Genomic DNA, 22,973 nt, shown 5'->3' on the forward strand with positions numbered 1-22,973 from the left:
TCTCCCTCTCCCCGTGGGAGAGGGCCGGGGTGAGGGCACCAGCCCGCACTCCCCCAAATAATCTCCCCCCATTAACCGTTTCAGCCCTCCCGCCTTCCTTGAGCCGCATCCGTTCTGGTGGTATTGTTTAGCGCTTTTGAAAAATTGAATCGACTTTTGAGGGGATTTTCGCAATGCGTATTATTCTGCTTGGCGCTCCGGGCGCGGGTAAAGGAACTCAGGCTCAGTTCATCATGGAGAAATACGGTATTCCGCAAATCTCCACCGGTGATATGCTGCGCGCCGCTGTTAAATCTGGCTCTGAGCTGGGTAAACAAGCGAAAGACATCATGGACGCTGGCAAACTGGTGACCGACGAGCTGGTTATCGCTCTGGTCAAAGAGCGCATTGCTCAGGAAGACTGCCGTAACGGTTTCCTGCTGGACGGCTTCCCACGCACCATTCCTCAGGCTGACGCCATGAAAGAAGCGGGCATCAACGTAGACTACGTGCTGGAGTTCGACGTACCAGACGAGCTGATCGTTGACCGTATCGTTGGTCGTCGCGTGCACGCTGCTTCTGGCCGCGTTTACCACATTAAATTCAACCCACCTAAGGTTGAAGGTAAAGACGACGTAACCGGCGAAGAGCTGACCACCCGTAAAGACGATCAGGAAGAGACCGTGCGTAAGCGCCTGGTGGAATACCATCAGATGACTGCGCCGCTGATCGGCTACTACACCAAAGAAGCGCAGGCGGGTAACACCAAATACGCGAAAGTTGACGGCACCAAAGCCGTGGCTGACGTTCGTGCAGAGCTGGAAAAAATCCTCGGCTAATCGCACTGCTCTCACCCGGGGCCCCGGGTGAGAATATTTCTCATCTTACCTATTACAGCAATGGGTTCCGTTTAAACGCATTTCCGCTACAATTGACAACCATTCAAATGGTTAAGAGGCGTGAATGAGTCAGGCGAAAACCGGCATCCTGCTTGCCAATCTGGGCACCCCAGAAGCACCTACGCCAGAAGCGGTAAAACGCTATCTGCGACAATTTTTAAGCGACACGCGCGTTGTGGATACCCCAAGACTGCTGTGGTGGCCATTACTGCGTGGCGTGATTCTGCCCATTCGTTCACCGCGCGTCGCCAAACTCTATCAGTCTGTCTGGATGGAAGAGGGCTCGCCGCTGATGGTCTACAGCCGTCGTCAGGAGAAAGCGCTGGCTGCCCGCCTGCCGGATATGCCTGTCGCACTCGGCATGAGCTATGGCAAACCGTCTCTGGAAAGTGCGGTCGACGCGCTGCTGGCGCAGGGGGTTGAGCACATTGTGGTGCTGGCACTCTACCCGCAGTACTCCTGCTCGACAGTCGCTGCGGTGTGGGACGAACTGGCCCGCATTCTGGCGACCCGCCGCCGCATTCCGGGCGTGACCTTTATACGCGACTACGCCGATAACGAACTCTATATCAAAGCGCTTGCCAGCAGTGCCCGCGCGTCGTTTGAAAAACACGGCGAGCCGGATCTGCTGCTGTTGTCCTATCACGGCATTCCGCAGCGTTTCGCTAACGAAGGGGATGATTATCCGCAGCGCTGTCGCGATACCACGCGTGAGCTGGTGTCCGCGCTCGGCCTGCCGCCGGAGAAGGTGATGATGACTTTCCAGTCGCGCTTTGGTCGCGAGCCGTGGTTGACACCGTATACGGATGAAACCCTCAAAATGCTCGGCGAGAAAGGCGTGAAGCATATTCAGGTAATGTCGCCGGGCTTCTCGGCCGATTGCCTGGAAACGCTGGAGGAGATCGCGGTGCAAAACCGGGAGTTTTTCCTTGAGGCTGGCGGTGAGAAGTACGAGTACATTCCGGCACTTAATGACGCTCCGGAACATATCGACATGATGGTCTCACTGGTGACCAACAGCCGCTGATCGCACTCTGGGCCGGGTTTGTGCTACCATTCCCGGCCCATATTCTATGCACAGTTCAGACCATGAAATTTCCCGGTAAACGCAAATCCAAACACTACTTCCCTGTTGATGCCCGCGATCCGCTCCTGCAGCAAATCCAGCCTGAAAATGAAACCAGCGCGGCATGGGTCGTCGGTATCGATCAGACGCTGGTGGACATTGAAGCGAAAGTGGATGATGCGTTTGTCGCCCGTTACGGTCTGAGCGCCGGCCACTCGCTGGTAATTGAAGACGACGTTGCTGAGGCGCTCTATCAGGAGCTGGTGCGTGACAACCTGATCACCCATCAGTTTGCCGGTGGCACTATCGGCAATACCATGCACAACTACTCCGTTCTGGCAGACGACCGCTCAGTGCTGCTCGGCGTGATGTGCAGCAACATCGAAATTGGTGGCTACGCCTACCGTTATCTGTGCAATACCTCCAGCCGTACCGATCTTAACTATCTGCAGGGTGTCGACGGCCCCATTGGCCGCTGCTTTACGCTGATCGGTGAATCCGGCGAGCGTACCTTTGCCATTAGCCCTGGCCACATGAACAAGCTGCGTGCCGAGAGTATTCCCGAAGAGGTGATTGCGGGCGCGTCGGCGCTGGTGCTCACCTCCTACCTGGTGCGCTGCAAGCCGGGCGAGCCGATGCCGGAAGCCACCATGAAGGCGATTGAGTACGCGAAAAAGTACGATGTGCCGGTGGTCCTGACGCTGGGAACGAAATTTGTGATTGCCGACAACCCGGAGTGGTGGCAGGCCTTCCTGAAAGAGCATGTCTCGATTCTGGCGATGAACGAAGAAGAAGCTGAGGCTCTCACCGGCGAGAGCGATCCGCTGCTGGCCTCCGATAAAGCGCTGGACTGGGTGGATCTGGTGCTCTGCACCGCCGGACCGGTAGGGCTGTATATGGCAGGCTTCACGGAAGAAGAGAGCAAACGCAAAACCCAGCATCCGCTACTGCCTGGCGCCATCGCCGAGTTCAACCAGTATGAGTTCAGCCGTGGCATGCGTTATAAAGACTGTGTTAATCCGCTGCGGATCTACTCGCACATCGCCCCGTACATGGGCGGCCCGGAGAAGATCATGAACACCAACGGTGCGGGCGACGGTGCGCTGGCGGCGCTGCTGCATGACATCACCGCCAATGCCTACCACAAAACCAACGTGCCGAATTCCAGCAAACATAAGTTCAGCTGGCTCACCTATTCGTCGCTGGCGCAGGTGTGTAAATACGCGAACCGCGTCAGTTATCAGGTGCTGAACCAGCACTCCCCGCGCTTAACGCGTGGCCTGCCGGAAAGGGAAGACAGCCTCGAAGAGGCGTACTGGGACAGGTAAAAGAAAACCCCTCACCCTAACCCTCTCCCCACAGGGGAGAGGGAACTCAAACACCCTCGCCCCTGTGGGGAGAGGGCTGGGGTGAGGGGACCAGGCCGCACAAGCTAGCCCGTCACCTCTTCTTCAACCGGCGGCTTCGCCAGCAGCGCCAGCATCGTATTCGCAATTTCGCGCTCACCCATCACCACCTGATTCGCACCCCGTTCGGTGATGTAATCCACCTCGTCGTCGTAATGAGCGCGGGCAATGATCTCAATCGTTGGGCATTTCTCACGTGCGGTGGCCACAATCTCACCCGCTTCGTAGCCGTTTGGAATGGTCAGCAGCAGCCAGCGGGCGCAGTCCAGATGCGCCAGGTTCATAATTTCTTCGTTCGCCGCATTGCCCAGCACCGCGCGGATACCGCGCTCGCGCAGCTCATCGACGCGGGTACGCGAGGTTTCAATCACCACCAGCGGGATCCCTTGCGCCATCAGCTTCTCGCCGAGCAGGCTTCCCACGCGGCCAAAGCCGACCAGCAGGGCGTGGTTGCAAATATCCACCGGGATCTGCTTCTCTTCTTCAATGGCCTCTTCGAGCGTCTGCTCTTCAAGGGTTTCGGTTTTATCGAGATATTTTTCCAGCAGCGCGAACAGCACCGGGTTCAGCATAATCGAGAGGATCGCTCCCGCCAGCACCAGGTTCTGCCCGGCCTGCGGCAGCAGGTTCAGCGCCATCCCCAGACCCGCCAGAATAAAGGCGAACTCACCAATCTGTGCCAGGCTTGCGGCGATGGTAAGAGCGGTACGCGGCGAGTGGCCGAACATTCGCACCAGGAAAAAGGCGGCGACCGACTTACCAAAGATGATAATCGCCAGCGTCCCCAGTACGGCCAGCGGCTGCTGAACCAGAATCATCGGATCAAACAGCATCCCGACGGAGACAAAGAACAGCACCGCGAAGGCATCACGCAGGGGGAGGGTGTCGTGCGCCGCTCGGTGGCTCAGTTCGGATTCGTTCAGCACCATCCCGGCGAAGAACGCGCCAAGGGCAAAGGAGACGTCAAAGAGCTCCACCGCACCAAAGGCAATCCCCAGCGCCAGCGCAAGGACGGAAAGGGTGAACAGTTCACGCGAGCCGGTGGCCGCGCTGCGCGACATGATCCACGGCACCAGACGGCGGCCTACCAGCATCATGATGGCGATAAACGCCACCACTTTTCCGATGGTGATGCTCATATCCAGCGCCAGTGAGGCAAAGCCGAGGGTGTCTTTTTCCATCATTCCGGCGACGGCAGGGAGCAGAACCAGCGTCAGCACCATTACCAGATCTTCAACAATCAGCCAGCCGATTGCGATTTGTCCGCGCTGGCTGTCTATCAACTGCCTCTCTTCAAGCGCGCGCAGCAGCACCACGGTACTGGCGGTTGAGAGACACAGCCCAAATACGATGCCGGTCATTAACGACCAGCCCAGTACGGCCGAAAGCGCCATGCCCAGCAGCGTTGCCACCCCTATCTGGGCGATCGCTCCCGGTATGGCGATCGACTTTACCGCCATCAGGTCCTTCAGGGAAAAATGCAGCCCCACGCCAAACATCAGCAGAATCACGCCCAGTTCCGCCAGTTCAGGTGCCAGTTTGGTATCCGCAACGAAGCCAGGCGTAAACGGTCCCGCCAGTACCCCGGCTAACAGATAGCCCACAAGAGGGGAAATACGCAGTTTATTGGCAATCATGCCGAGAATAAAAGCGAGCACAAGTCCACCAACAATGGTGGTGATAAGCGGTGTGGCGTGGTGCATTCCGTCTCCTTTCGTTGTGGGTGTTCCATTTTGGTGAAAACCAAAAACCGAGTAATAGTTTATGACAATTTTTACCCTTGTGTTTATGAATAATTGTTGAAGTTTGAATAAAACGGCAATATGCCTCAGAAAAGGCAGGTTTTGGTAAATTCAGAGAAGGGATGAACAGGAAAGCCTTATGCCATGAGGGCATCAGGCTGCCAAAGTTACACTTTGGCAGCCATGAAATTACGCTTTATGACGATTATCAGGCAGGAATATGGTCAACATCCCCAGAAGTGGCAGGAAAGCGCAGATTTTATAAACCAGGAAGATACTGGTGTGGTCGGCAACCATGCCTAACACGGCTGCACCAAGGCCGCCCATGCCAAAGGCGAAACCAAAGAAGAGCCCGGAAACCATACCAATGCGCCCCGGTAACAACTCCTGCGCATATACCAGGATAGCCGAGAACGCCGAAGCCAGAATAAAACCAATAATCACCGTTAAAATGCCCGTCCATTCAAGGCTGGCGTAAGGCAAAATAAGGGTAAAAGGGGCAACGCCAAGGATAGAGCCCCAAATAACATATTTACGGCCAATTTTATCCCCGACTGGCCCGCCAATCACCGTCCCTGCTGCGACGGCAAACAGGAAAGCAAACAGATGGAACTGCGCGTTTTGTACCGATAATCCGAATTTTTGCATCAGGTAAAAGGTGTAATAGCTGCTGATGCTCGCCATATAGAAATATTTCGAGAAAATCAGCACCAGCAGCACGGACACGGCCAGGATCACCTTATTGCGTGGAAGGGGATTGATAACCTTCACTTTTGGTTTGCCTTTGTTTACGCGGTGCTGTGCGGCATACCAGCGGCTGATCTGGGCGAGCACAACGATCGCCAGCAGGGCGGCCAGCACAAACCAGGCGACGTTACCCTTGCCGTAGGGGGCGATGATCACTGCCGCCAGCAGTGGGCCGAGGGAACTGCCAAAATTACCGCCCACCTGGAAGAGTGATTGCGCCAGCCCGTGGCGCCCGCCGGAGGCCATACGTGCCACGCGGGAGGACTCCGGATGGAAGACCGACGAGCCGGTTCCCACCAGTGCGGCGGCAAGCAGCACCGCTTCAAAACTTCCCGCCATAGCCAGCAGCACCAGCCCGCTCAGGGTGAAGCACATGCCAATCGGCAGCGACCACGGCATCGGATATTTATCCGTCCAGTAACCGACGATAGGTTGCAGTAGCGAAGAGGCCAGCTGGAAGGTCAGGGTGATCATCCCGATCTGCACGAAGGTTAATGAAAACTCGGATTGCAGCAGCGGGTAAATCGCCAGGATCAGCGACTGGATCATGTCGTTGAGCAGATGGGAGAGGCTAATAGCGCCTAAGACTTTAAATGAGGTGCGCGAGGGTGGCGGCGACGCCGGCGCGCCCGAAACGGGCTGGGTTGATTCACTGATTGCCATAAATACCACGTCGTTAGTGATGAAAAATGCAGGGGGTAATTATTATCCAACTAACATACCTGCCAGCGACATTTGAAGAAAGTCGCAATTATGAAAACTTATTTGTCTATTCTTGTTACTCACTGTAATTTTTGCGTTTGTCTATTGGTCAGGGAGAGAGAAGATGAAGTTAATGAAGCATGGCGTCGCGTTGGCGCTGCTCGCCGCCTGGGGTCTGGCAAGCCTGCCCGCACAAGCGTATGAAAAAGACAAAACGTATAAAATTACGATCCTGCATACCAACGATCACCACGGCCATTTCTGGCGCAGCGAGTACGGCGAATATGGTCTCTCCGCGCAAAAAACGCTGGTGGATGGCATTCGTAAAGAGGTTGCCGCCGAAGGGGGCAGCGTGCTGCTGTTATCGGGGGGCGATATCAATACCGGCGTGCCGGAGTCCGATTTACAGGATGCTGAGCCTGATTTTCGCGGTATGAATTTAATCGGTTACGATGCGATGGCCGTCGGAAACCATGAGTTTGATAACCCGCTGAGCGTGCTGCGCCAGCAGGAAAAATGGTCCAAATTCCCGTTCCTCTCCGCCAATATCTATCAGAAAAGCACCGGTGAACGCCTGTTTAAACCGTGGGCGCTGTTTAAGCGTCAGGATCTGAAAATCGCGGTGATTGGCCTCACCACGGACGATACGGCAAAAATTGGCAACCCGGAGTTCTTTACCGATATCGAATTCCGTAAACCGGCAGACGAAGCGAAGCTGGTGATTCAGGAGTTGCAGCAAAATGAAAAACCGGACGTGATCATCGCCACCACCCATATGGGACATTACGACAACGGCGAGCATGGTTCTAACGCACCGGGCGACGTTGAAATGGCGCGCAGCCTCCCTGCGGGCTCGCTGGCAATGATTGTGGGTGGTCACTCACAAGATCCGGTGTGCATGGCCTCGGAGAATAAAAAGCAGGTGGATTATGTTCCCGGCACGCCGTGTGCACCAGACCGTCAGAACGGGATCTGGATTGTGCAGGCGCACGAGTGGGGTAAATACGTTGGCCGTGCCGACTTTGAGTTCCGTAACGGCGAGATGAAACTGGTGCATTATCAGCTCATCCCGGTCAACCTGAAGAAAAAAGTGACCTACCCGGACGGGAAAAGTGAGCGCGTGCTCTACACCCCGGAGATCCCCGAGAACCCACAGATGCTCTCCCTGTTAACCCCGTTCCAGAATAAAGGCAAAGCGCAGCTGGACGTGAAAATCGGTACGCTGAACGGGCGTCTGGAAGGGGACCGCAGCAAAGTCCGTTTCGTACAGACCAATATGGGTCACCTGGTGCTGGCGGCACAAATCGCGCGCACCGGCGCTGATTTTGGTGTGATGAGCGGCGGCGGGATCCGTGATTCCATCGAAGGCGGGAATATCACCTATAAAGATGTGCTGAAGGTGCAGCCGTTTGGCAACGTGGTGGTTTATGCCGATATGAGCGGGAAAGAGGTGATTGAGTACCTTACCGCCGTGGCGCAGATGAAGCCGGACTCCGGCGCTTATCCGCAGTTCGCTAACGTCAGCTTTGTGGCCAAAGGCGGCAAGCTCAACGATCTCAAAATCAAGGGTGAGCCGGTTGATCCCGCGAAAACCTACCGTCTGGCAACCTTAAGCTTTAACGCCACCGGCGGCGACGGTTATCCGCACATCGATAATAAACCGGGCTATGTGAATACCGGCTTTATTGATGCCGAGGTTCTGAAGCAGTTTATCGAGCAGAATTCACCGATCGACGTGAATGCGTATGAGCCGAAAGGCGAGGTGAGCTGGCAGTAACGTTGTGCGGCCTGATGCCCTCACCCCAACCCTCTCCCATCGGGAGAGGGCGCGAACACAAAAAACGGTAACGTCTGTTACCGTTTTGCTTTTACCTCGCAGCCGCCACCCGGCTTTTTCTTTTAATCCCTGCGCGCAATATCCGCAAACTTCGCATCCAGCATTTTGGCCAGATCGCCTGCGGCCAGTTCGATATCCAGCCCGCGCTTGCCGCCGGAAATATAGATGGTTTCAAATTCCTGCGAAGGGGCGTCAATCAGCGTTGGCAGGCGTTTTTTCTGCCCGAGCGGGCTGATCCCGCCCACCAGATAACCCGTGGTGCGTTGCGCAACCATTGGGTCTGCCATATCTACCTTTTTCGCTCCCAGCGCTTTGGCCACTTTCTTCAGATCCAGTTGCCCAGCCACGGGCGTGACCGCGACAGCGAGATGCTTCATATCGCCATTCACGGCCACCAGCAGCGTTTTATAGACCTGGTCGGCGTTCAGCCCCAGTTTGCGCACCACTTCATCACCAAAATTGGTTTCGTTCGGATCGTGATCGTAAGTGTGGATCCGGAAAGAAATTTTGTTTTTTTCGAGTAATTTAACGGCGGGAGTCATAGCTATCCTTCTTACGACAGACAATTCATGCTGACAGCATACGCCTGACGTTTGTCTAAAAAATAGCACCATCTTGCGCAATAGTATTGGCAGTGATGGTCACTTTGAGCGACAATCGGCTCAACCGAAGGTCTCCTTCGGCATAATAAAAACGATGAAATTCCTCTTTGACGGGCCAATAGAAATATTGGCCATTTTTTTATTTCAGCAGCGACGGCAAATTCCCTTCTCCGTACAAATGTAATGCCCCCACCGCAACCACGTAATGCCCCGCAGGTAACGCATGCAGCGTCTGCCGCCATGCCGCATTGCGTGCGTTCATCAGCACATCATACAGCGATTCACTGAACGTCGACGGCAGCGTTAATTTCCCCTCAGCAGGCGGGGCATCCAGCCACCAGCCAATCATGGTTTGCAGCAGACGGGCGTTGGTATGCCAGTGCGTCAGCGTATCATCAAGAAGAATGAGACCGTCATCAGGCAACTGGCGAAGGAGGGCAATCTGGCTATCGGTACCTTCCAGCTCAATGATCGGCAGACGGCGTGCCCGGGCCGCATTCAGCAGCTGGTAATCAATACCGTAATCACCGCGCAGACCCAGACGCTGCGCCTGCGTCGCCTGTAATATCATGGCAATCTGCCAGAGCGGCAGGGTGTCCAGCATCGAGAGCGAAACGCCGGTTTCATCCGCCACGCGCGTCAGTTCGGCGAGCTGAGCCTCGTCCAGACGGTCGGCCAGAGTGAGATCGCTCTCCAGCCCGGCAAAGGGAGACTCGTGGCCTGAAATATCCGCCTCAACCACCAGCGCATCGGCCTGCTTCAGGAGGGATAACAGACCAGAGGGCAGCGGGGACATATCCTGCGTGCCCATATGTATGCTGCCCACCAGGTGCAGATGCTGACCGCCGGGGAGCGAAATATCCATTCCGGGCCAGGTATAACGGCGGGGGAAGAGGGCGCGAAACGATGTTTTTATACGGCGAAACAGACTCATACGCGCTCCATAAACGGAAAGGTTCATGCTAACGCGTGGGGAAGGGCGGCGCAACAGGTGAACGTCGGCACATTTCGTAAGCCTGATAAGCGCAGCGCCATCAGGCAAAAAAGCCGGGTGGCGCTGCGCTTCCCCGGCCTACAATGTATTACGCTTTCGGTTTAAAGCGCAGCAGACGGTTGGCGTTACTCACCACGGTAATGGAGGAGAGCGCCATCGCTGCACCTGCGACCACCGGGTTAAGCAGCGTACCGGTCAGGGGCCACAGAATGCCGGCAGCAATCGGGATACCGAGCGAGTTATAGATAAACGCACCCAGCAGGTTCTGCTTCATGTTGCGCAACGTGGCTTTCGAAATCGCCAGCGCATCGGCAACACCCATCAGGCTGTGTCGCATCAGTGTGATAGCTGCCGTCTCAATGGCAACGTCGCTCCCGCTTCCCATGGCAATCCCCACCTCTGCCTGTGCCAGCGCCGGCGCATCGTTAATACCGTCGCCAACCATCGCGACCTGGCGCCCCTGTTGTTGCAGCGTTTTAATGGCGTCGGCTTTGCCGTCCGGCAGGACACCGGCAATGACTTCATCGATCCCCGCCTCTCTGGCGATGGCGTTGGCCGTGGTTGGGTTATCCCCGGTTAACATCACCAGGCGGTAGCCCGCGCGGTGCAGTCGTTGTAAGGCATCCACACTGTCCTGACGTAACGGATCGCGCACGGCCAGCAGGGCCGCAATATGACCGTCCACCGCAAGCAGGACAGGGGTTGCGCCCTGTGATGCCTGGGCATTCAGTTCACTTTCCAGCGCTGAAGTTGCTATGCCGTTTTCATTCATCAGGGCCTGGTTACCCAGCAGCAGTGTGTGCCCTTCGGCCTCACCGCTGACGCCTAATCCGCGCAGGGTGCGGAAGTTGTTCACCTGCGGCAGGCTGGCCTCACCGGCTTTCTCAATGATGGCTCGCGCCAGCGGGTGGCTGGAGCCTTGTTCCAGGGCCGCGGCGAGACGCAGCGCGTCAGCCTCCGCGAAGCCTGAGGTATGCACGGATACAACCTGCGGTTTACCTTCGGTCAGGGTACCGGTTTTATCAAAGACCAGCGTGTCGAGAGTGCTGGCGCGTTGCAGGGCGTCGGCATCACGCACCAGCACGCCAAACTCGGCGGCGCGACCCACACCGGAGATAATCGACATCGGCGTCGCAAGGCCGAGCGCGCAAGGACAGGCGATAATCAGTACCGTGGTGGCGATCACCAGGGTATAGACAATTTGCGGCGCCGGGCCGAAGAAATACCAGATAGCCGCGCTCAGCAGCGCGATGCCCACTACTACCGGCACAAAAATGGCGGAGATTTTATCGGCCAGCTGACCTATTTCAGGCTTACTGCTCTGTGCCTGGCGCACCATGCGGATAATACGGGACAGCGTGGTGTGGCTTCCCACCGCACTGGCGGTGAACAGCACGCTGCCGTCCTGCACCACCGTACCGGCATGCACGCCATCACCCTGTGATTTCTGCTGCGGAATGGGTTCCCCGGTGAGCATCGCTTCGTCAAACCAGGCTTCACCCTGCGTGATGTCTCCGTCCACGGGAACACGGTCACCGGTGGTCAGACGCAGCGTCATACCGGGCTGAACCTCGGCCAGCGGAACGCTTTTTTCTCCGTCGTCAGTGACCACGCGGGCGGTCGGGGGGGTTAAATCCAGCAGCCGCTCCAGCGCCTTTGAGGAGCGCTGACGGGCACGCGCTTCCAGCATATGGCCCAGGTTAATCAGGCCGATGATCATCGCGCTCGCTTCATAATAGAGATGGCGGGCTTCCATCGGGAACCACTGTGGCCAGACGTTCACGCTCATGGAGTAGAGCCATGCCGCACCCGTGCCGAGGGCCACCAGCGTATCCATGGTTGCGGTGCGGTTTTTCAGGCTCTTCCAGGCGCTGGAGTAGAAATGACCGCCTGCAAATACCATTACACCAAGCGTAATAATACCAATGACCAGCCACAGCGTGCGGTTATCGTCGGTGACCATCATGTTGTCACCGATCATGCCCCACACCATCACCGGGATCCCGACCAGCAGCGCAACAATGGCCTGCCAGCGGAAGCGTTTCATGGTGGCGATGGCCGTTTCCTGCTGGCGTTCGCGGCGTTTGGCATCATCTTCGATGGCCTCTGCGCCATAGCCCGCTTTTTCAACGGCCTGCACTAATTCTGCGGCGGAGGCACTGCCCATGACCAGCGCAGTACGCTCCGCAAGATTGACCCGTGCCTGCGCGACTCCGGGTACCGCCTGCAAGGCATTTTGCACCCGGGAGACGCAGCTGGCGCAGCTCATGCCGTTGATCAGCAGCTGTTGGCTGTCATCGATATCATCAGCTGCCGGAAGCTCAGGAGTGGCCGCTGTCAGTGCTTCCGACGGGGATGATGACTCTGCCAGCGGTTTAGCCTTTGGGTGGCTCAGCTCCGCCCCATAACCTGCCTGTTTGATGGTATCAATCAGCGCTTGCGCACTGGCGCTGCCGGTGACGGCGGCGTGATCGATAGTGACGTCAGCGCTTTCGACATCAGGACGCTGTTCCAGACTTTCTTTTACGCGTTTGACACAGTGGCCGCAGGAGAGGCCGTCCAGTGTCAGGTCAATTGTGTGAGACATAACAAAACTCCCGTATAATGAACTGGTCAGTTGTTGACCGGAGTAACGCTTTTCGCTAACTGTTATGAAGGTTAAACCTTCCATCAAGGGGAAGGTCAAGGGGGAAATGTGAATATCAGCGATGTTGCGAAAAAAACCGGATTGACCAGCAAAGCAATCCGCTTTTATGAAGAGAAGGGGCTGGTGACGCCGCCGCTGCGCAGCGAAAACGGCTACCGTAGCTACACGCAACTGCATCTGGACGAGCTGACCTTACTGCGTCAGGCGCGTCAGGTGGGTTTTAACCTTGAAGAGTGCGGTGAGCTGGTGAATCTGTTCAACGATCCAAAACGCCACAGCGCAGATGTAAAAAAACGGACGCTGGAAAAAGTGGCGGAGATTGAACGGCACATTACGGAACTGGAAACGATGCGCAAGCAGCTGCTGGCGCTGGCGGAATCCTGTCCGGGAGATGACAGCGCCGACTGCCCGATTATCGATAATCTTGCCGGCTGCTGTCATCGTAAGGCGCAGGCTTAGCAGGCTTTCACCCGAAGCGTAATCCCTTCCACCGCGATGACCTCAACCCGCGTCCCGGCGCTGAGGTCATCGTCGGCCACCACCGGCCAGGAGCTATCGCCCACGCGCATATGTCCGCGGCCGTTCACCAGCGCGGTCTCAAGCGTAAAGCGCTGGCCGACGATCTGCTGTCCACGCTGATTGAGATGGGTATCCAGCGGTTTTTGCTCGTTAACCTGACGGTTCAGCCAGCGCCACCACAGCCAGGCGGCCACCAGCGTCAGCACGGCAAACAGCGCGCCCTGCCACGCCCAGTCCAGGGGGAGCAGCCAGACCAGCAGCCCGGTAATCACCGCGGCCACACCGCTCCAGAGCAGATAACCGTTGCCACCAAGCATCTCTGCGGCCAGCAGTAAGCCACCCAGGCTTAGCCAGAAAGCATGAGGATGTGCGACGATCAGCTCAATCATTTTTTGCGCTCGTTTCCGCTGTCTTTGATAAGTTCAGCAATCCCGGCAATGGAGCCCATCAGGCTGCTGGCATCCAGCGGCATCATCACCACTTTGCTATTATTTGCCGAGCCGATCTCTTTCAGCGCATCGGTATATTTTTGCGCGACAAAGTAGTTCACGGCCTGGATGTCACCGGCGGCAATGGCCTCGGATACCATCTGGGTTGCGCGGGCTTCCGCTTCGGCAGAACGTTCACGCGCCTCTGCCTGCAAGAAGGCAGACTGGCGATCCCCTTCCGCTTTCAGAATTTGCGACTGTTTTTCCCCTTCTGCTTTCAGGATCTCCGCCTGACGCACCCCTTCGGCTTCCAGAATATAGGCGCGCTTGGTTCGTTCTGCCTTCATCTGGGCGTTCATCGAAGCGATAAGCTCCGCAGGTGGGCGAACGTCCCGGATTTCAATGCGGGTGACTTTAATGCCCCACGGGTTTGTCGCTTCATCAACAATGTGCAGCAGACGGGTGTTGATGCTGTCACGCTGAGAGAGCATTTCGTCCAGCTCCATAGAGCCGAGTACCGTACGGATGTTGGTCATTGTCAGATTAACAATCGCCAGCTCCAGGTTGCTCACCTCATAGGCGGCTTTGGGCGCATCAATTACCTGAATAAAACAGACGGCATCGATGGTGACGTTGGCGTTATCCTTCGAAATAACTTCCTGCGAGGGGATATCCAACACTTGTTCCATCATGTTGATCTTGCGACCAATTCTGTCCATGAAGGGAACAATCAGGCTCAAACCTGGCTGGAGTGTATTAGTGTAGCGGCCGAAGCGTTCAACGGTCCACTGATATCCCTGCGGAACAATTTTGACCCCGGCGCCCACAATAACCAGCGCAACGAATATAAGGACAGGAACAACGATAAGCATAAAAACCTCCTGTTTTGCATGCTGTTGATGAGTAAAAATGCATGTTTATTGTTCATCAGTATATCGGCTATCGGGCTGAAATTCGCCTCTGAAAATAGGCTGGGAATGGACAAAGGATTATGCTACAGACGATTTTTACCAGAATCGGTTAACGGAAGCGGAATGAACGATCAAAAAAACATATTACATCTCAGGGATGTCGGGTTTCGTGTTGGGGGGAATACGATCCTTCAGCACGTCGAATTTTGCCTTTCACCGGGCGAGTTTAAATTAATCACCGGGCCGTCAGGCTGCGGCAAAAGCACGTTGCTGAAAATTGTGGCTTCACTGCTAAGTCCTACGGAGGGAACCGTTCTGTTTGAGGGCCACGATATTGCGACCCTCTCCCCGGAACGCTATCGCCAGCAGGTCTCTTATTGTGTACAGACCCCTTCACTGTTCGGCGAAACGGTCTATGACAACCTGATCTTTCCGTGGCAGATTCGCCAGCAAACGCCGGAGCCGAATAAATTTATCGCTGACCTGGCCCGCTTTGGCCTGGCGCAGGAGACATTGACCAAATCCATTAATGAGCTCTCCGGGGGCGAAAAGCAGCGCGTTTCGCTGATTCGTAACCTGCAGTTTTTACCGAAGGTGCTGCTGCTGGACGAGATCACCAGCGCGCTGGATGAGGCCAACAAGCGCAACGTGAACGACATCATCCATCGCTACGTCAGTGAACAAAATATTGCCGTGCTGTGGGTGACGCACGACGCAAATGAAATTGCCCATGCGGATGATGTCATCACGCTGCAGCCGCAGGGTGGGAAATGGCAGGAGGCAAACCATGGGTGAGCATAACATCACCAACGCATCGCTGGCGTTTTCGATGGTGCTGGTACTGGTGGCGATTTTAGTGAGCTACCGGGAAAAGCTGGGGCTGGAGAAAGATATTCTCTGGAGCATCTGCCGCGCGGTGATTCAGCTCATCATCGTTGGCTATGTGCTGAAGTACATCTTTAACGTCAACCACGCGGTGCTGACGCTGCTGATGGTGCTGTTTATCTGCTTCAACGCAGCGTGGAATGCGCAGAAGCGCAGCAAATATATCGATAAGGCGTTTGTCTCGTCATTTATTGCCATTACGACCGGGACCGCACTGACGCTGGCGGTGCTGGTGCTATCTGGCTCTATTGAGTTTACGCCGATGCAGGTGATCCCCATCTCCGGGATGATCGCCGGGAACGCCATGGTGGCGGTAGGGCTGTGCTACAACAACCTTGGCCAGCGCTTCAGCAGTGAGCAACAGAAGCTGCAGGAGAAGTTAAGCCTGGGGGCAACGCCAAAAGTGGCGTCGGCGCGGCTGATTCGTGAGAGTATCCGCGCGTCGCTGATCCCCACAGTGGATTCGGCGAAAACGGTCGGACTGGTGAGTCTGCCGGGGATGATGTCAGGGCTGATCTTCGCCGGCATTGATCCGGTGAAAGCGATCAAATATCAGATCATGGTGACCTTTATGCTGCTCTCCACGGCGAGCCTGTCGACCATCATTGCCTGTTATCTGACGTATAGGAAGTTCTACAACGCGCGCCACCAGCTGGTGGTCACACAGCTAAAAAAAGCGGATTAAGCCTGTTTGTGTAGGCCCGGTAAGCGTGAGCGCCACCGGGCATTTTTTTTAGTAGAGCAGCGCGTACAGCTGACGACGGTACTTCGAGGCCAGCGCATCGCCGGTACCCAGCGCGGCCAGGATCTCCTGGAACATTTTCCGCGCCTGACCGTCTGCGGCCGCCAGATCGTTTTGCAGGTGGCTGAACAGCAGTTCCAGTGCCTCTTCGTTTCGACCCACCTGATGCAGCTGGAGTGCCAGCTGGCTTGCCAGCGCTGCGTCGGCCGGGTTATCGGCAACCTGCTGCTGGAGTTGTTGGATTTCCGGGGTATCCGCCGCCTGTTTCAGCAGATCAATTTGCGCCACCAGTCCCTGATAGCGGGTGTCCTGATCCTGCAACGGGATCGTTTTTAGCACGGCTTCAGCATCTTCTGAGCGGTGCAGGGCAATCTGCGTTTCAGCCAGCAGCAGGCCAATCTGGCTGTTCTGCTTAGAGAGCTGCCAGGCGTCTTTCAACAGCGGCAGGGCTTCGTCGTATTTACCTTCCTGCATCAGCGCCATGGCTTCCTGCGCTTTTAGCTCCTCCTCACGCGGCAGCACTTTATCCAGCAGGGCGCGGATCGCCTCTTCAGGCTGCGGTCCCTGGAAGCCATCAACAGGCTGTCCATTCTGGAAAAGATAGACCGTGGGGATGGCGCGCAGGCCAAACTGAGAGGCCACCATGGGTTCTGCATCACAGTCCAGTTTGGCGAGAATGAACTGGCCATTGTATTGCGCGGCAAGGCTTTCGAGGACCGGCGTCAGCTGCAGACAGTGTTGGCTGCGTTCTGACCAGAAGTAGAACAGTACCGGTTTAACCATCGACTGTTCGAGGACCTGTTGCAGGTTTGCTTCAGTAATATTGACGATATTCTGTACGGACATGCGGCATTCTCTTTTATCGGTTTGTTATTTACATGGGGGTGAGCGTCGTCGCTTCAACTCAACCGTGTAAAATTTTGTCCATCATCCGGCCCGGCAGCAGACGTTTTAACCAGCCTACGGCATGGGTGACCAGCGTTACCGGATAGCGCATTTTTGGGTTATCGCTCTCAAAAGCATGGCGCACTTTCGCGACAACCGCGTCCGGCCCAAGAGTAAAACGTGCGGCGATGCCGGGGTTTTCGACCGGTTTGTCCGCCTGCGTCTGGTTGACGTTATCCGTAAAACGGGTGCGGATGGGGCCGGGTTCAATCAGGCTCACCTTAATCCCGCTGTGACGCAACTCCATGCGCAGGGCGTCCGACCATGCTTCCAGCGCATATTTGCTGGCAGCATACGCGCCGCGGCCGGGGGTAGAAATCAGCCCCATCACCGAGGAGGTCATCACGATACGCCCTTCTCCGTGAGGCAGCATCGCCGGAAGCAGGCGCATGGTGAGCTGATGCACACCGAAAAAGTTGCTGGAAAACTGTTGTTCAAGCTGTTCGCGGGAGATCGTATTCAGCGGGCCATAGAGACCGTAACCGGCATTATTGAACAGACCGTACAGACGGTTGCCGGTAAGGGCGATCACCTCATCGGCGGCGCGTTCAACGCTTTCCGGAGAGTCCAGATCCAGCAACACGCTGGTGAACCCCATCCCGTTGAGGCGTTCCACATCGTCAGGTTTACGGCAGGCCGCCAGCACCTGAAATCCCTGACGCTTTAATTCGAGCGCGCTTTCAAGACCAATTCCGCTGGAACATCCTGTAATTAAGACCGATTTTTGCATAACTTTACCTGTCAGGATCTCCGCTTAATCAGGAGTCATGGTTAACTAAAGGAGCCAGCCGCGTTGCCATCCAGTCGGCAATAAACGGCTGTGCATCGCGATTGGGGTGGATCCCGTCATCCTGCATCCAGTTGGGTTTGAGATAGACCTCTTCCATGAAAAATGGCAGCAGCGGAATATCAAACTCGTTGGCAAGCTTAGGGTAGATCGCGCTAAAGGCTTCATTATACCGACGACCGTAGTTGGCGGGCAGGCGAATTTGCATCAGCAGCGGCTGGGCGTTCGCCGCTTTAATGTCCTTCAGGATGGTGCGCAGGGTTTGTTCTGTTTGCTGAGGCTGGAAGCCACGCAATCCGTCGTTACCGCCCAGCTCCACCAGTACCCATCGCGGTTGATGCTGTTTAAGCAAAGCCGGCAGACGCGACAAGCCCTGCTGCGAGGTATCACCGCTGATGCTGGCGTTGATAACAGACGTTTTGCTCTGCCATTTTTCGTTGAGCAGAGCCGGCCAGGCCGCACTGGCCGCCATACGATAGCCTGCGCTGAGGCTGTCGCCGAGAACCAGTAACGTGTCCGCTGCCGCCGCGCGGAAAGTCATCAGAATCAAAAACAGGAAGGGCAAATGCCAGCGGAAAACATTGTTGAAGTTCATCGTCTTAAGAAGTCCGTCGGTCAGGGGGAACACGAGCTTTCCATCCTCACCGGAGTTGAACTCGTTGTCAAACCTGCCGAAACCATTGCGCTGATTGGCGAATCCGGTTCCGGTAAGTCCACGCTGCTGGCTATTCTGGCCGGACTGGACGACGGCAGCAGCGGCGAGGTTAATCTGGTCGGACAGCCGCTGCATCAGCTTGATGAAGAGGCGCGTGCCGCGCTACGTGCCCGTCACATCGGTTTTGTGTTTCAGTCCTTCATGCTGATCCCCACCCTGAACGCGCTGGAAAATGTTGAGTTGCCCGCGCTGCTGCGCGGAGAAAGCAGCCGTGAAAGCCGCGATCATGCGAAGGCATTGCTGGAACAGCTGGGGCTGGGGAAACGCCTTGACCATCTTCCGGCGCAGCTTTCCGGTGGAGAGCAGCAACGCGTGGCGCTGGCCCGCGCATTTAATGGTCGCCCGGAGGTGCTGTTTGCCGATGAACCCACCGGGAACCTGGACCGTAAAACCGGCGATAAGATTGCCGATCTGCTGTTCTCGCTCAACCGGGAACATGGCACCACGCTGATTCTGGTCACGCACGATCCGCAGTTGGCCGCCCGCTGCGATCGCCGCCTGCGGCTGGTCAACGGTGAATTGCAGGAGGAAGCATGATTGCCCGCTGGTTCTGGCGCGAGTGGCGCTCGCCTTCGCTGCTGATCGTCTGGCTGGCGTTAAGCCTGGCGGTGGCCTGCGTGCTGGCGCTGGGCAGCGTCAGCGATCGCATGGAGAAGGGGCTTAGCCAGCAAAGCCGCGAATTTATGGCGGGCGACAGGGCGCTGCAAAGCTCGCGCGCCGTCCCGCCGGGCTGGATCGACGAAGCGCGCAAGCGGGGGCTCAAGGTCGGGGAGCAGATAAGCTTCCAGACCATGACCTTCGCCGGTGACACGCCGCAGCTGGCCAGCGTCAAAGCCGTGGATAATATCTACCCGATGTACGGTGAACTGCAGACCAGCCCGCCAGGCGTCAAGCCGAAACCCGGTACGGTGCTGCTGGCGCCGCGACTGATGGCGCTGCTGAACCTGAAAACAGGTGACAGCATTGACGTGGGGGACGCGACGCTGACCATTGCCGGGGAGGTGGTTCAGGAACCCGATTCCGGCTTCAACCCGTTCCAGCTCGCCCCACGCTTGCTGATGAACACCGCAGACGTGGCGAAAACCAACGCCGTCCAGCCGGGGAGCCGCGTCACCTGGCGCTATAAGTTTGGCGGCACGCCTGCGCAGCTGGAGGCGTATGACAAATGGCTTCTGCCGCAGTTAAAACCGGAGCACCGCTGGTACGGGCTTGAGCAGGATGAGGGCGCGCTCGGCAAGTCTCTTGAACGCTCTCAGCAGTTTCTGCTGCTCTCGGCGCTGTTAACCCTGCTGCTGGCCGTCGCGGCGGTAGCCGTGGCGATGGGACACTACTGCCGCAGCCGTTACGATCTGGTGGCGATCCTCAAAACTCTTGGCGCGGGCAGGGCGCAATTGCGGAGGCTGATTGTTGGCCAGTGGCTGATGGTGCTGGCGCTGTCGGCCGTCACCGGTGGGGCGACAGGTCTGCTGTTTGAAAAGCTGCTGATGATGCTCCTGAAACCGGTACTGCCTGCCGCGCTGCCGCCAGCAAGCCTCTGGCCGTGGCTGTGGGCGATTGGCGCGATGACCGTGATTTCATTGCTGGTGGGGTTGCGCCCGTACCGGCTCCTGCTCGCCACCCAGCCGCTGCGCGTGCTGCGCCGCGATGTGGTGGCCAGCGTCTGGCCGTTTAAATACTACCTGCCGGTGATGATAGCCGTGGTGATCGGGCTCCTTGCCTGGCTGATGGGCGGGAGTACCCTGCTGTGGGCCGTGTTGGTTGGGGCGGTGGTTCTGGCGCTGCTGTGTGGCGTGCTGGGCTGGATGTTGCTCACTGTTCTGAAAAGGATGACGATTAAATCCCTTCCCGTGCGGCTGGCGGTGAACCGTCTGCTGCATCAGCCGTGGTCAACGCTGAGCCAGCTTTCGGCGTTTTCGCTCTCGTTTATGCTGCTGGCGCTTTTGCTGGTGCTGCGCGGCGATCTGCTGGATCGCTGGCAACAGCAGCTACCGCCGGAAAGCCCGAACTATTTTCTGATCAATATTGCTCCAGAACAGGTGACGCCACTGAAGGGTTTTCTCTCTGAGCATCACATTATTCCCGAGTCGTTCTATCCGATCGTGCGTGCGCGCCTGACGCAGATCAACGGTCAGTCGACGGAGGGAAATAAAGATGAGTCGCTCAACCGTGAGCTAAACCTGACCTGGCAGGAGAAGCGCCCGGATCACAACCCGATCACCGCCGGAAGCTGGCCGCCAAAGGCCGGGGAAGTGTCGATGGAAGAGGGGCTGGCAAAGCGTCTGAATGTGACGCTGGGAGATAGCGTGACCTTTACCGGCGACACGCAGGATTTCAGCGCCAGAGTGACCAGCCTGCGCAAAGTGGACTGGGAAAGCCTGCGGCCAAACTTCTTCTTTATCTTCCCTGTCGGGGCACTGGATGGACAGCCGCAGAGCTGGCTCACCAGCTTCCGCTGGGAAAACGGCAACGGCATGTTGACGCAGCTTAACCGGGAATTCCCGACGGTCAGCCTGCTGGATATTGGCGCGATACTGAAACAGGTCGGTCAGGTGCTGGAGCAGGTCAGCCGCGCGCTGGAGGTGATGGTGGTACTGGTGACGATTTGCGGCGTGCTGTTGCTGCTGGCACAGGTGCAGGTTGGCATGCGTCAGCGTCATCAGGAGCTGGTGGTCTACCGTACGCTGGGAGCCGGCAAGCGCCTGCTGAGGGCTACGCTGTGGAGCGAGTTCGCCCTGCTGGGGCTGGTGGCAGGCCTGGTGGCCGCCATTGGCGCAGAGGCGGCGCTGGCAGTGCTGCAGTCGAAAGTCTTCGACTTCCCGTGGGAGCCAGACTGGCGCCTGTGGCTGACGTTGCCGGTGTGCGGTGCGCTTTTGCTTTCACTTTGCGGCGGCTGGCTTGGAACGCGGCTGTTAAAAGGCAAGGCATTGTTCCGCCAGTTTGTCAGTTAGTTCACAGATGTGATGGTTGCGTACCGGTTTAAATGCTGGTGCGCAGCCCGTTAACAGCACAAATCGATAATACCCACTCATTTAGTAGCACAAAACATTAAAAAACCGCCCACACAGCCCGATTATTTCCAGTTAATATTCACACGCTAAATATTTAGCAGCGTGTCTATTAAGGAAAAATAATGACTATAAAAACAACCGCGCTGGCGACAGCTATTGGCGCAGCAGTGGCATTAACCTCCTTCGCATCTCAGGCGGAAATCACGGTTCTTAAGCAAGATCCTCAGGCGGGTAACCCGCTGAGCCGTCTGAACTTTACCGTTGGCGGCAGTATTCGTCCTCAGTTCCAGAACATGACGGGCGACGACGGTAAAAACAGCTACAAACGTAACGGCTTCGACGGCGGCACCCGTTTCCGTTTTGCGGCAGATTACTATCTGTTCGACGACATCAGCTGGATCAGCTACTACGAACTGGGTGTGAATATCCCTGCCCAGTTCAACTGGGATCATCATTATGCTGAAGGTGCTCACGACACCACGCGCCGTATGCTCTACACCGGCCTGAAGAGCGACACCTGGGGTACGCTGACCTTCGGTCAACAGAACAGCGTGTACTATGATGTGGTGGGCGTGAAAACCGATATCTGGGACTACGACATGATCGGTCAGGCACCAGGTAACGGTATCAACGGCGACTACGATGGCTCTTATCGTTCACGCAATATGCTGAAATATAAGAAAACCGTTGGTGATGCTGATATCTACGCCTCTTACCTGTTTGAAGACAGCGAATACCTGCCGGGCAACGGTCTGCGCTACAAGCGTAAAGGCGGCGGTTCCCTGGGTATCGATTACCACCTGACCACCGATCTGACCTGGGGCGCGGCATGGAACTACACCCGTGCGGATATGCGTAACCCGGACAACGGCGACAGCAAAACCTATGACCAGAACATCCTCGGTACCGCGCTCAGCTGGACACCGGATAACTGGACCTTCTCTGCTGGCGGCGGCTGGTACCAGAACTTCCTGACCACCAAAAAAGTGTCTGTTAACGACTACTTTGCCGGTGACGCATGGGGTATCGAATACTTCGCAGGGTACAAATTCCCAATCAATCAGTATGCGGTTAAATCCATCCAGCCATACTTCATGGGTGACCGTATCGAGTACGTGAACGGCCGTAACTACCAGCGCATCGACAACGGTGTGGGTATCAGCTTCCAGCTGGACTACGGTTTCCGTGTGGATTACGAACACGTGTTCACCTCCAGCACCGACAACCTGGGCGATATGAACCTGGTGCGTCTGCGTTACGACTTCTAAGGTCGAAGCACAGGGTGCGGTCTGATGCCCTCACCCTCTCCCACAGGGCTGAGGGTTCCCCAGAAAAATGAAAAGCACGATGAAGTGTGATCTACTGGTTGCGCTAACAAATCAGAAGAGACCTCATCGTGCCCTTACAGACAG

20 protein-coding genes are annotated in these 22,973 nt (G+C 56.6%); 10 read left to right on the plus strand and 10 right to left on the minus strand.

Translation table 11 applies throughout. The features are described 5' to 3' along the window. Positions 1 to 173 precede the first annotated feature (173 nt). From adk to ACMWKA_RS17520, 3 genes are all read left to right on the plus strand, one after another. A complete protein-coding gene (gene adk, locus ACMWKA_RS17510; RefSeq protein WP_006809841.1) occupies positions 174 to 818 on the plus strand; it encodes an adenylate kinase in 645 nt (214 codons plus the stop codon). Between the two features lie 124 nt (positions 819 to 942). Continuing rightward, entirely contained in the window at positions 943 to 1,905 is a 963-nt protein-coding gene (gene hemH / locus ACMWKA_RS17515) for a ferrochelatase (RefSeq protein ID WP_013095900.1), read from the plus strand. 62 nt (positions 1,906 to 1,967) lie between these two features. Beyond that, positions 1,968 to 3,272, plus strand: a complete 1,305-nt coding sequence (locus tag ACMWKA_RS17520) for an inosine/guanosine kinase (protein ID WP_020685011.1) — start codon at positions 1,968 to 1,970, stop codon at positions 3,270 to 3,272. A 104-nt stretch (positions 3,273 to 3,376) separates the two neighbouring features. On the opposite strand, the gene ybaL is transcribed toward ACMWKA_RS17520, so the two are convergent. Then, positions 3,377 to 5,053, minus strand: coding sequence for a YbaL family putative K(+) efflux transporter (gene ybaL / locus ACMWKA_RS17525; RefSeq protein WP_040021505.1), 1,677 nt, complete (start codon positions 5,051 to 5,053; stop codon positions 3,377 to 3,379). A gap of 228 nt (positions 5,054 to 5,281) precedes the next feature. After that, complete coding sequence (locus tag ACMWKA_RS17530) at positions 5,282 to 6,502, minus strand: MFS transporter (RefSeq protein ID WP_013095903.1); 1,221 nt, start codon at positions 6,500 to 6,502, stop codon at positions 5,282 to 5,284. A gap of 163 nt (positions 6,503 to 6,665) precedes the next feature. On the opposite strand from ACMWKA_RS17530, the gene ushA reads away from it, so the two are divergent. Next, entirely contained in the window at positions 6,666 to 8,318 is a 1,653-nt protein-coding gene (gene ushA, locus ACMWKA_RS17535; protein ID WP_129327700.1) for a bifunctional UDP-sugar hydrolase/5'-nucleotidase UshA, read from the plus strand. A gap of 122 nt (positions 8,319 to 8,440) precedes the next feature. Here the strand turns inward: ushA and ybaK are convergent, their stop codons facing one another. The 3 genes from ybaK to copA form a co-directional block, all read right to left on the minus strand. After that, the gene (gene ybaK, locus ACMWKA_RS17540; protein ID WP_010428207.1) at positions 8,441 to 8,920 is read right to left on the minus strand and encodes a Cys-tRNA(Pro)/Cys-tRNA(Cys) deacylase YbaK; all 480 of its coding nucleotides are present in this window, start codon (positions 8,918 to 8,920) and stop codon (positions 8,441 to 8,443) included. 199 nt (positions 8,921 to 9,119) lie between these two features. Continuing rightward, the gene (locus ACMWKA_RS17545; RefSeq protein ID WP_013095905.1) at positions 9,120 to 9,914 is read right to left on the minus strand and encodes a TraB/GumN family protein; all 795 of its coding nucleotides are present in this window, start codon (positions 9,912 to 9,914) and stop codon (positions 9,120 to 9,122) included. A 148-nt stretch (positions 9,915 to 10,062) separates the two neighbouring features. Further along, complete coding sequence (copA, locus tag ACMWKA_RS17550; protein ID WP_040021500.1) at positions 10,063 to 12,561, minus strand: copper-exporting P-type ATPase CopA; 2,499 nt, start codon at positions 12,559 to 12,561, stop codon at positions 10,063 to 10,065. 108 nt (positions 12,562 to 12,669) lie between these two features. Here copA and cueR point away from each other — a divergent pair, with 108 nt between their 5' ends. Beyond that, positions 12,670 to 13,080, plus strand: coding sequence for a Cu(I)-responsive transcriptional regulator (gene cueR, locus ACMWKA_RS17555; RefSeq protein ID WP_023620088.1), 411 nt, complete (start codon positions 12,670 to 12,672; stop codon positions 13,078 to 13,080). On the opposite strand, the gene ACMWKA_RS17560 is transcribed toward cueR, so the two are convergent. Together ACMWKA_RS17560 and ACMWKA_RS17565 are read right to left on the minus strand one after the other, a co-directional pair. Beyond that, positions 13,077 to 13,529 carry an NfeD family protein gene (locus tag ACMWKA_RS17560; RefSeq protein WP_020685017.1) on the minus strand — a complete coding sequence of 151 codons (453 nt, stop codon included), beginning with the start codon at positions 13,527 to 13,529 and terminating at the stop codon, positions 13,077 to 13,079. The two genes, cueR and ACMWKA_RS17560, sit on opposite strands and share 4 nt — an antisense overlap. After that, entirely contained in the window at positions 13,526 to 14,440 is a 915-nt protein-coding gene (locus tag ACMWKA_RS17565) for an SPFH domain-containing protein (RefSeq protein WP_008499312.1), read from the minus strand. Before ACMWKA_RS17565 ends, ACMWKA_RS17560 begins: the two co-directional genes overlap by 4 nt. A gap of 162 nt (positions 14,441 to 14,602) precedes the next feature. Between ACMWKA_RS17565 and fetA the strand changes: the two genes are divergently transcribed. Both fetA and fetB read left to right on the plus strand, forming a co-directional pair. After that, positions 14,603 to 15,274 carry an iron efflux ABC transporter ATP-binding subunit FetA gene (fetA, locus tag ACMWKA_RS17570; protein WP_095454687.1) on the plus strand — a complete coding sequence of 224 codons (672 nt, stop codon included), beginning with the start codon at positions 14,603 to 14,605 and terminating at the stop codon, positions 15,272 to 15,274. Next, a complete protein-coding gene (fetB, locus tag ACMWKA_RS17575) occupies positions 15,267 to 16,049 on the plus strand; it encodes an iron efflux ABC transporter permease subunit FetB (RefSeq protein WP_020685020.1) in 783 nt (260 codons plus the stop codon). Before fetA ends, fetB begins: the two co-directional genes overlap by 8 nt. A 48-nt stretch (positions 16,050 to 16,097) precedes the next feature. Here fetB and ACMWKA_RS17580 read toward each other — a convergent pair whose 3' ends face one another. From ACMWKA_RS17580 to tesA, 3 genes are read right to left on the minus strand one after another with little or no spacing between them, the layout of a single operon-like run. Beyond that, positions 16,098 to 16,952, minus strand: a complete 855-nt coding sequence (locus ACMWKA_RS17580) for a co-chaperone YbbN (protein WP_013095911.1) — start codon at positions 16,950 to 16,952, stop codon at positions 16,098 to 16,100. Between the two features lie 58 nt (positions 16,953 to 17,010). Next, positions 17,011 to 17,781: an SDR family oxidoreductase gene (locus tag ACMWKA_RS17585; protein ID WP_414760461.1), complete on the minus strand. Its 771-nt coding sequence runs from the start codon at positions 17,779 to 17,781 to the stop codon at positions 17,011 to 17,013. A gap of 28 nt (positions 17,782 to 17,809) precedes the next feature. After that, the gene (gene tesA / locus ACMWKA_RS17590) at positions 17,810 to 18,433 is read right to left on the minus strand and encodes a multifunctional acyl-CoA thioesterase I/protease I/lysophospholipase L1 (protein WP_013095913.1); all 624 of its coding nucleotides are present in this window, start codon (positions 18,431 to 18,433) and stop codon (positions 17,810 to 17,812) included. Here tesA and ybbA point away from each other — a divergent pair. From ybbA to ACMWKA_RS17605, 3 genes are all read left to right on the plus strand, one after another. Continuing rightward, positions 18,404 to 19,090: a putative ABC transporter ATP-binding protein YbbA gene (gene ybbA, locus ACMWKA_RS17595; RefSeq protein WP_013095914.1), complete on the plus strand. Its 687-nt coding sequence runs from the start codon at positions 18,404 to 18,406 to the stop codon at positions 19,088 to 19,090. The genes tesA and ybbA overlap by 30 nt on opposite strands. After that, the gene (ybbP, locus tag ACMWKA_RS17600; protein ID WP_414760462.1) at positions 19,087 to 21,501 is read left to right on the plus strand and encodes a putative ABC transporter permease subunit YbbP; all 2,415 of its coding nucleotides are present in this window, start codon (positions 19,087 to 19,089) and stop codon (positions 21,499 to 21,501) included. The genes ybbA and ybbP overlap by 4 nt, the downstream gene beginning before the upstream one ends. 182 nt (positions 21,502 to 21,683) lie before the next feature. Next, positions 21,684 to 22,829, plus strand: a complete 1,146-nt coding sequence (locus ACMWKA_RS17605) for a porin (protein ID WP_013095916.1) — start codon at positions 21,684 to 21,686, stop codon at positions 22,827 to 22,829. The last annotated feature ends 144 nt before the right edge of the window (positions 22,830 to 22,973 follow it).

Source organism: Enterobacter sp. 03-F-07-AD-ECC, assembly GCF_047530935.1.
Classification (GTDB): domain Bacteria; phylum Pseudomonadota; class Gammaproteobacteria; order Enterobacterales; family Enterobacteriaceae; genus Enterobacter; species Enterobacter cloacae.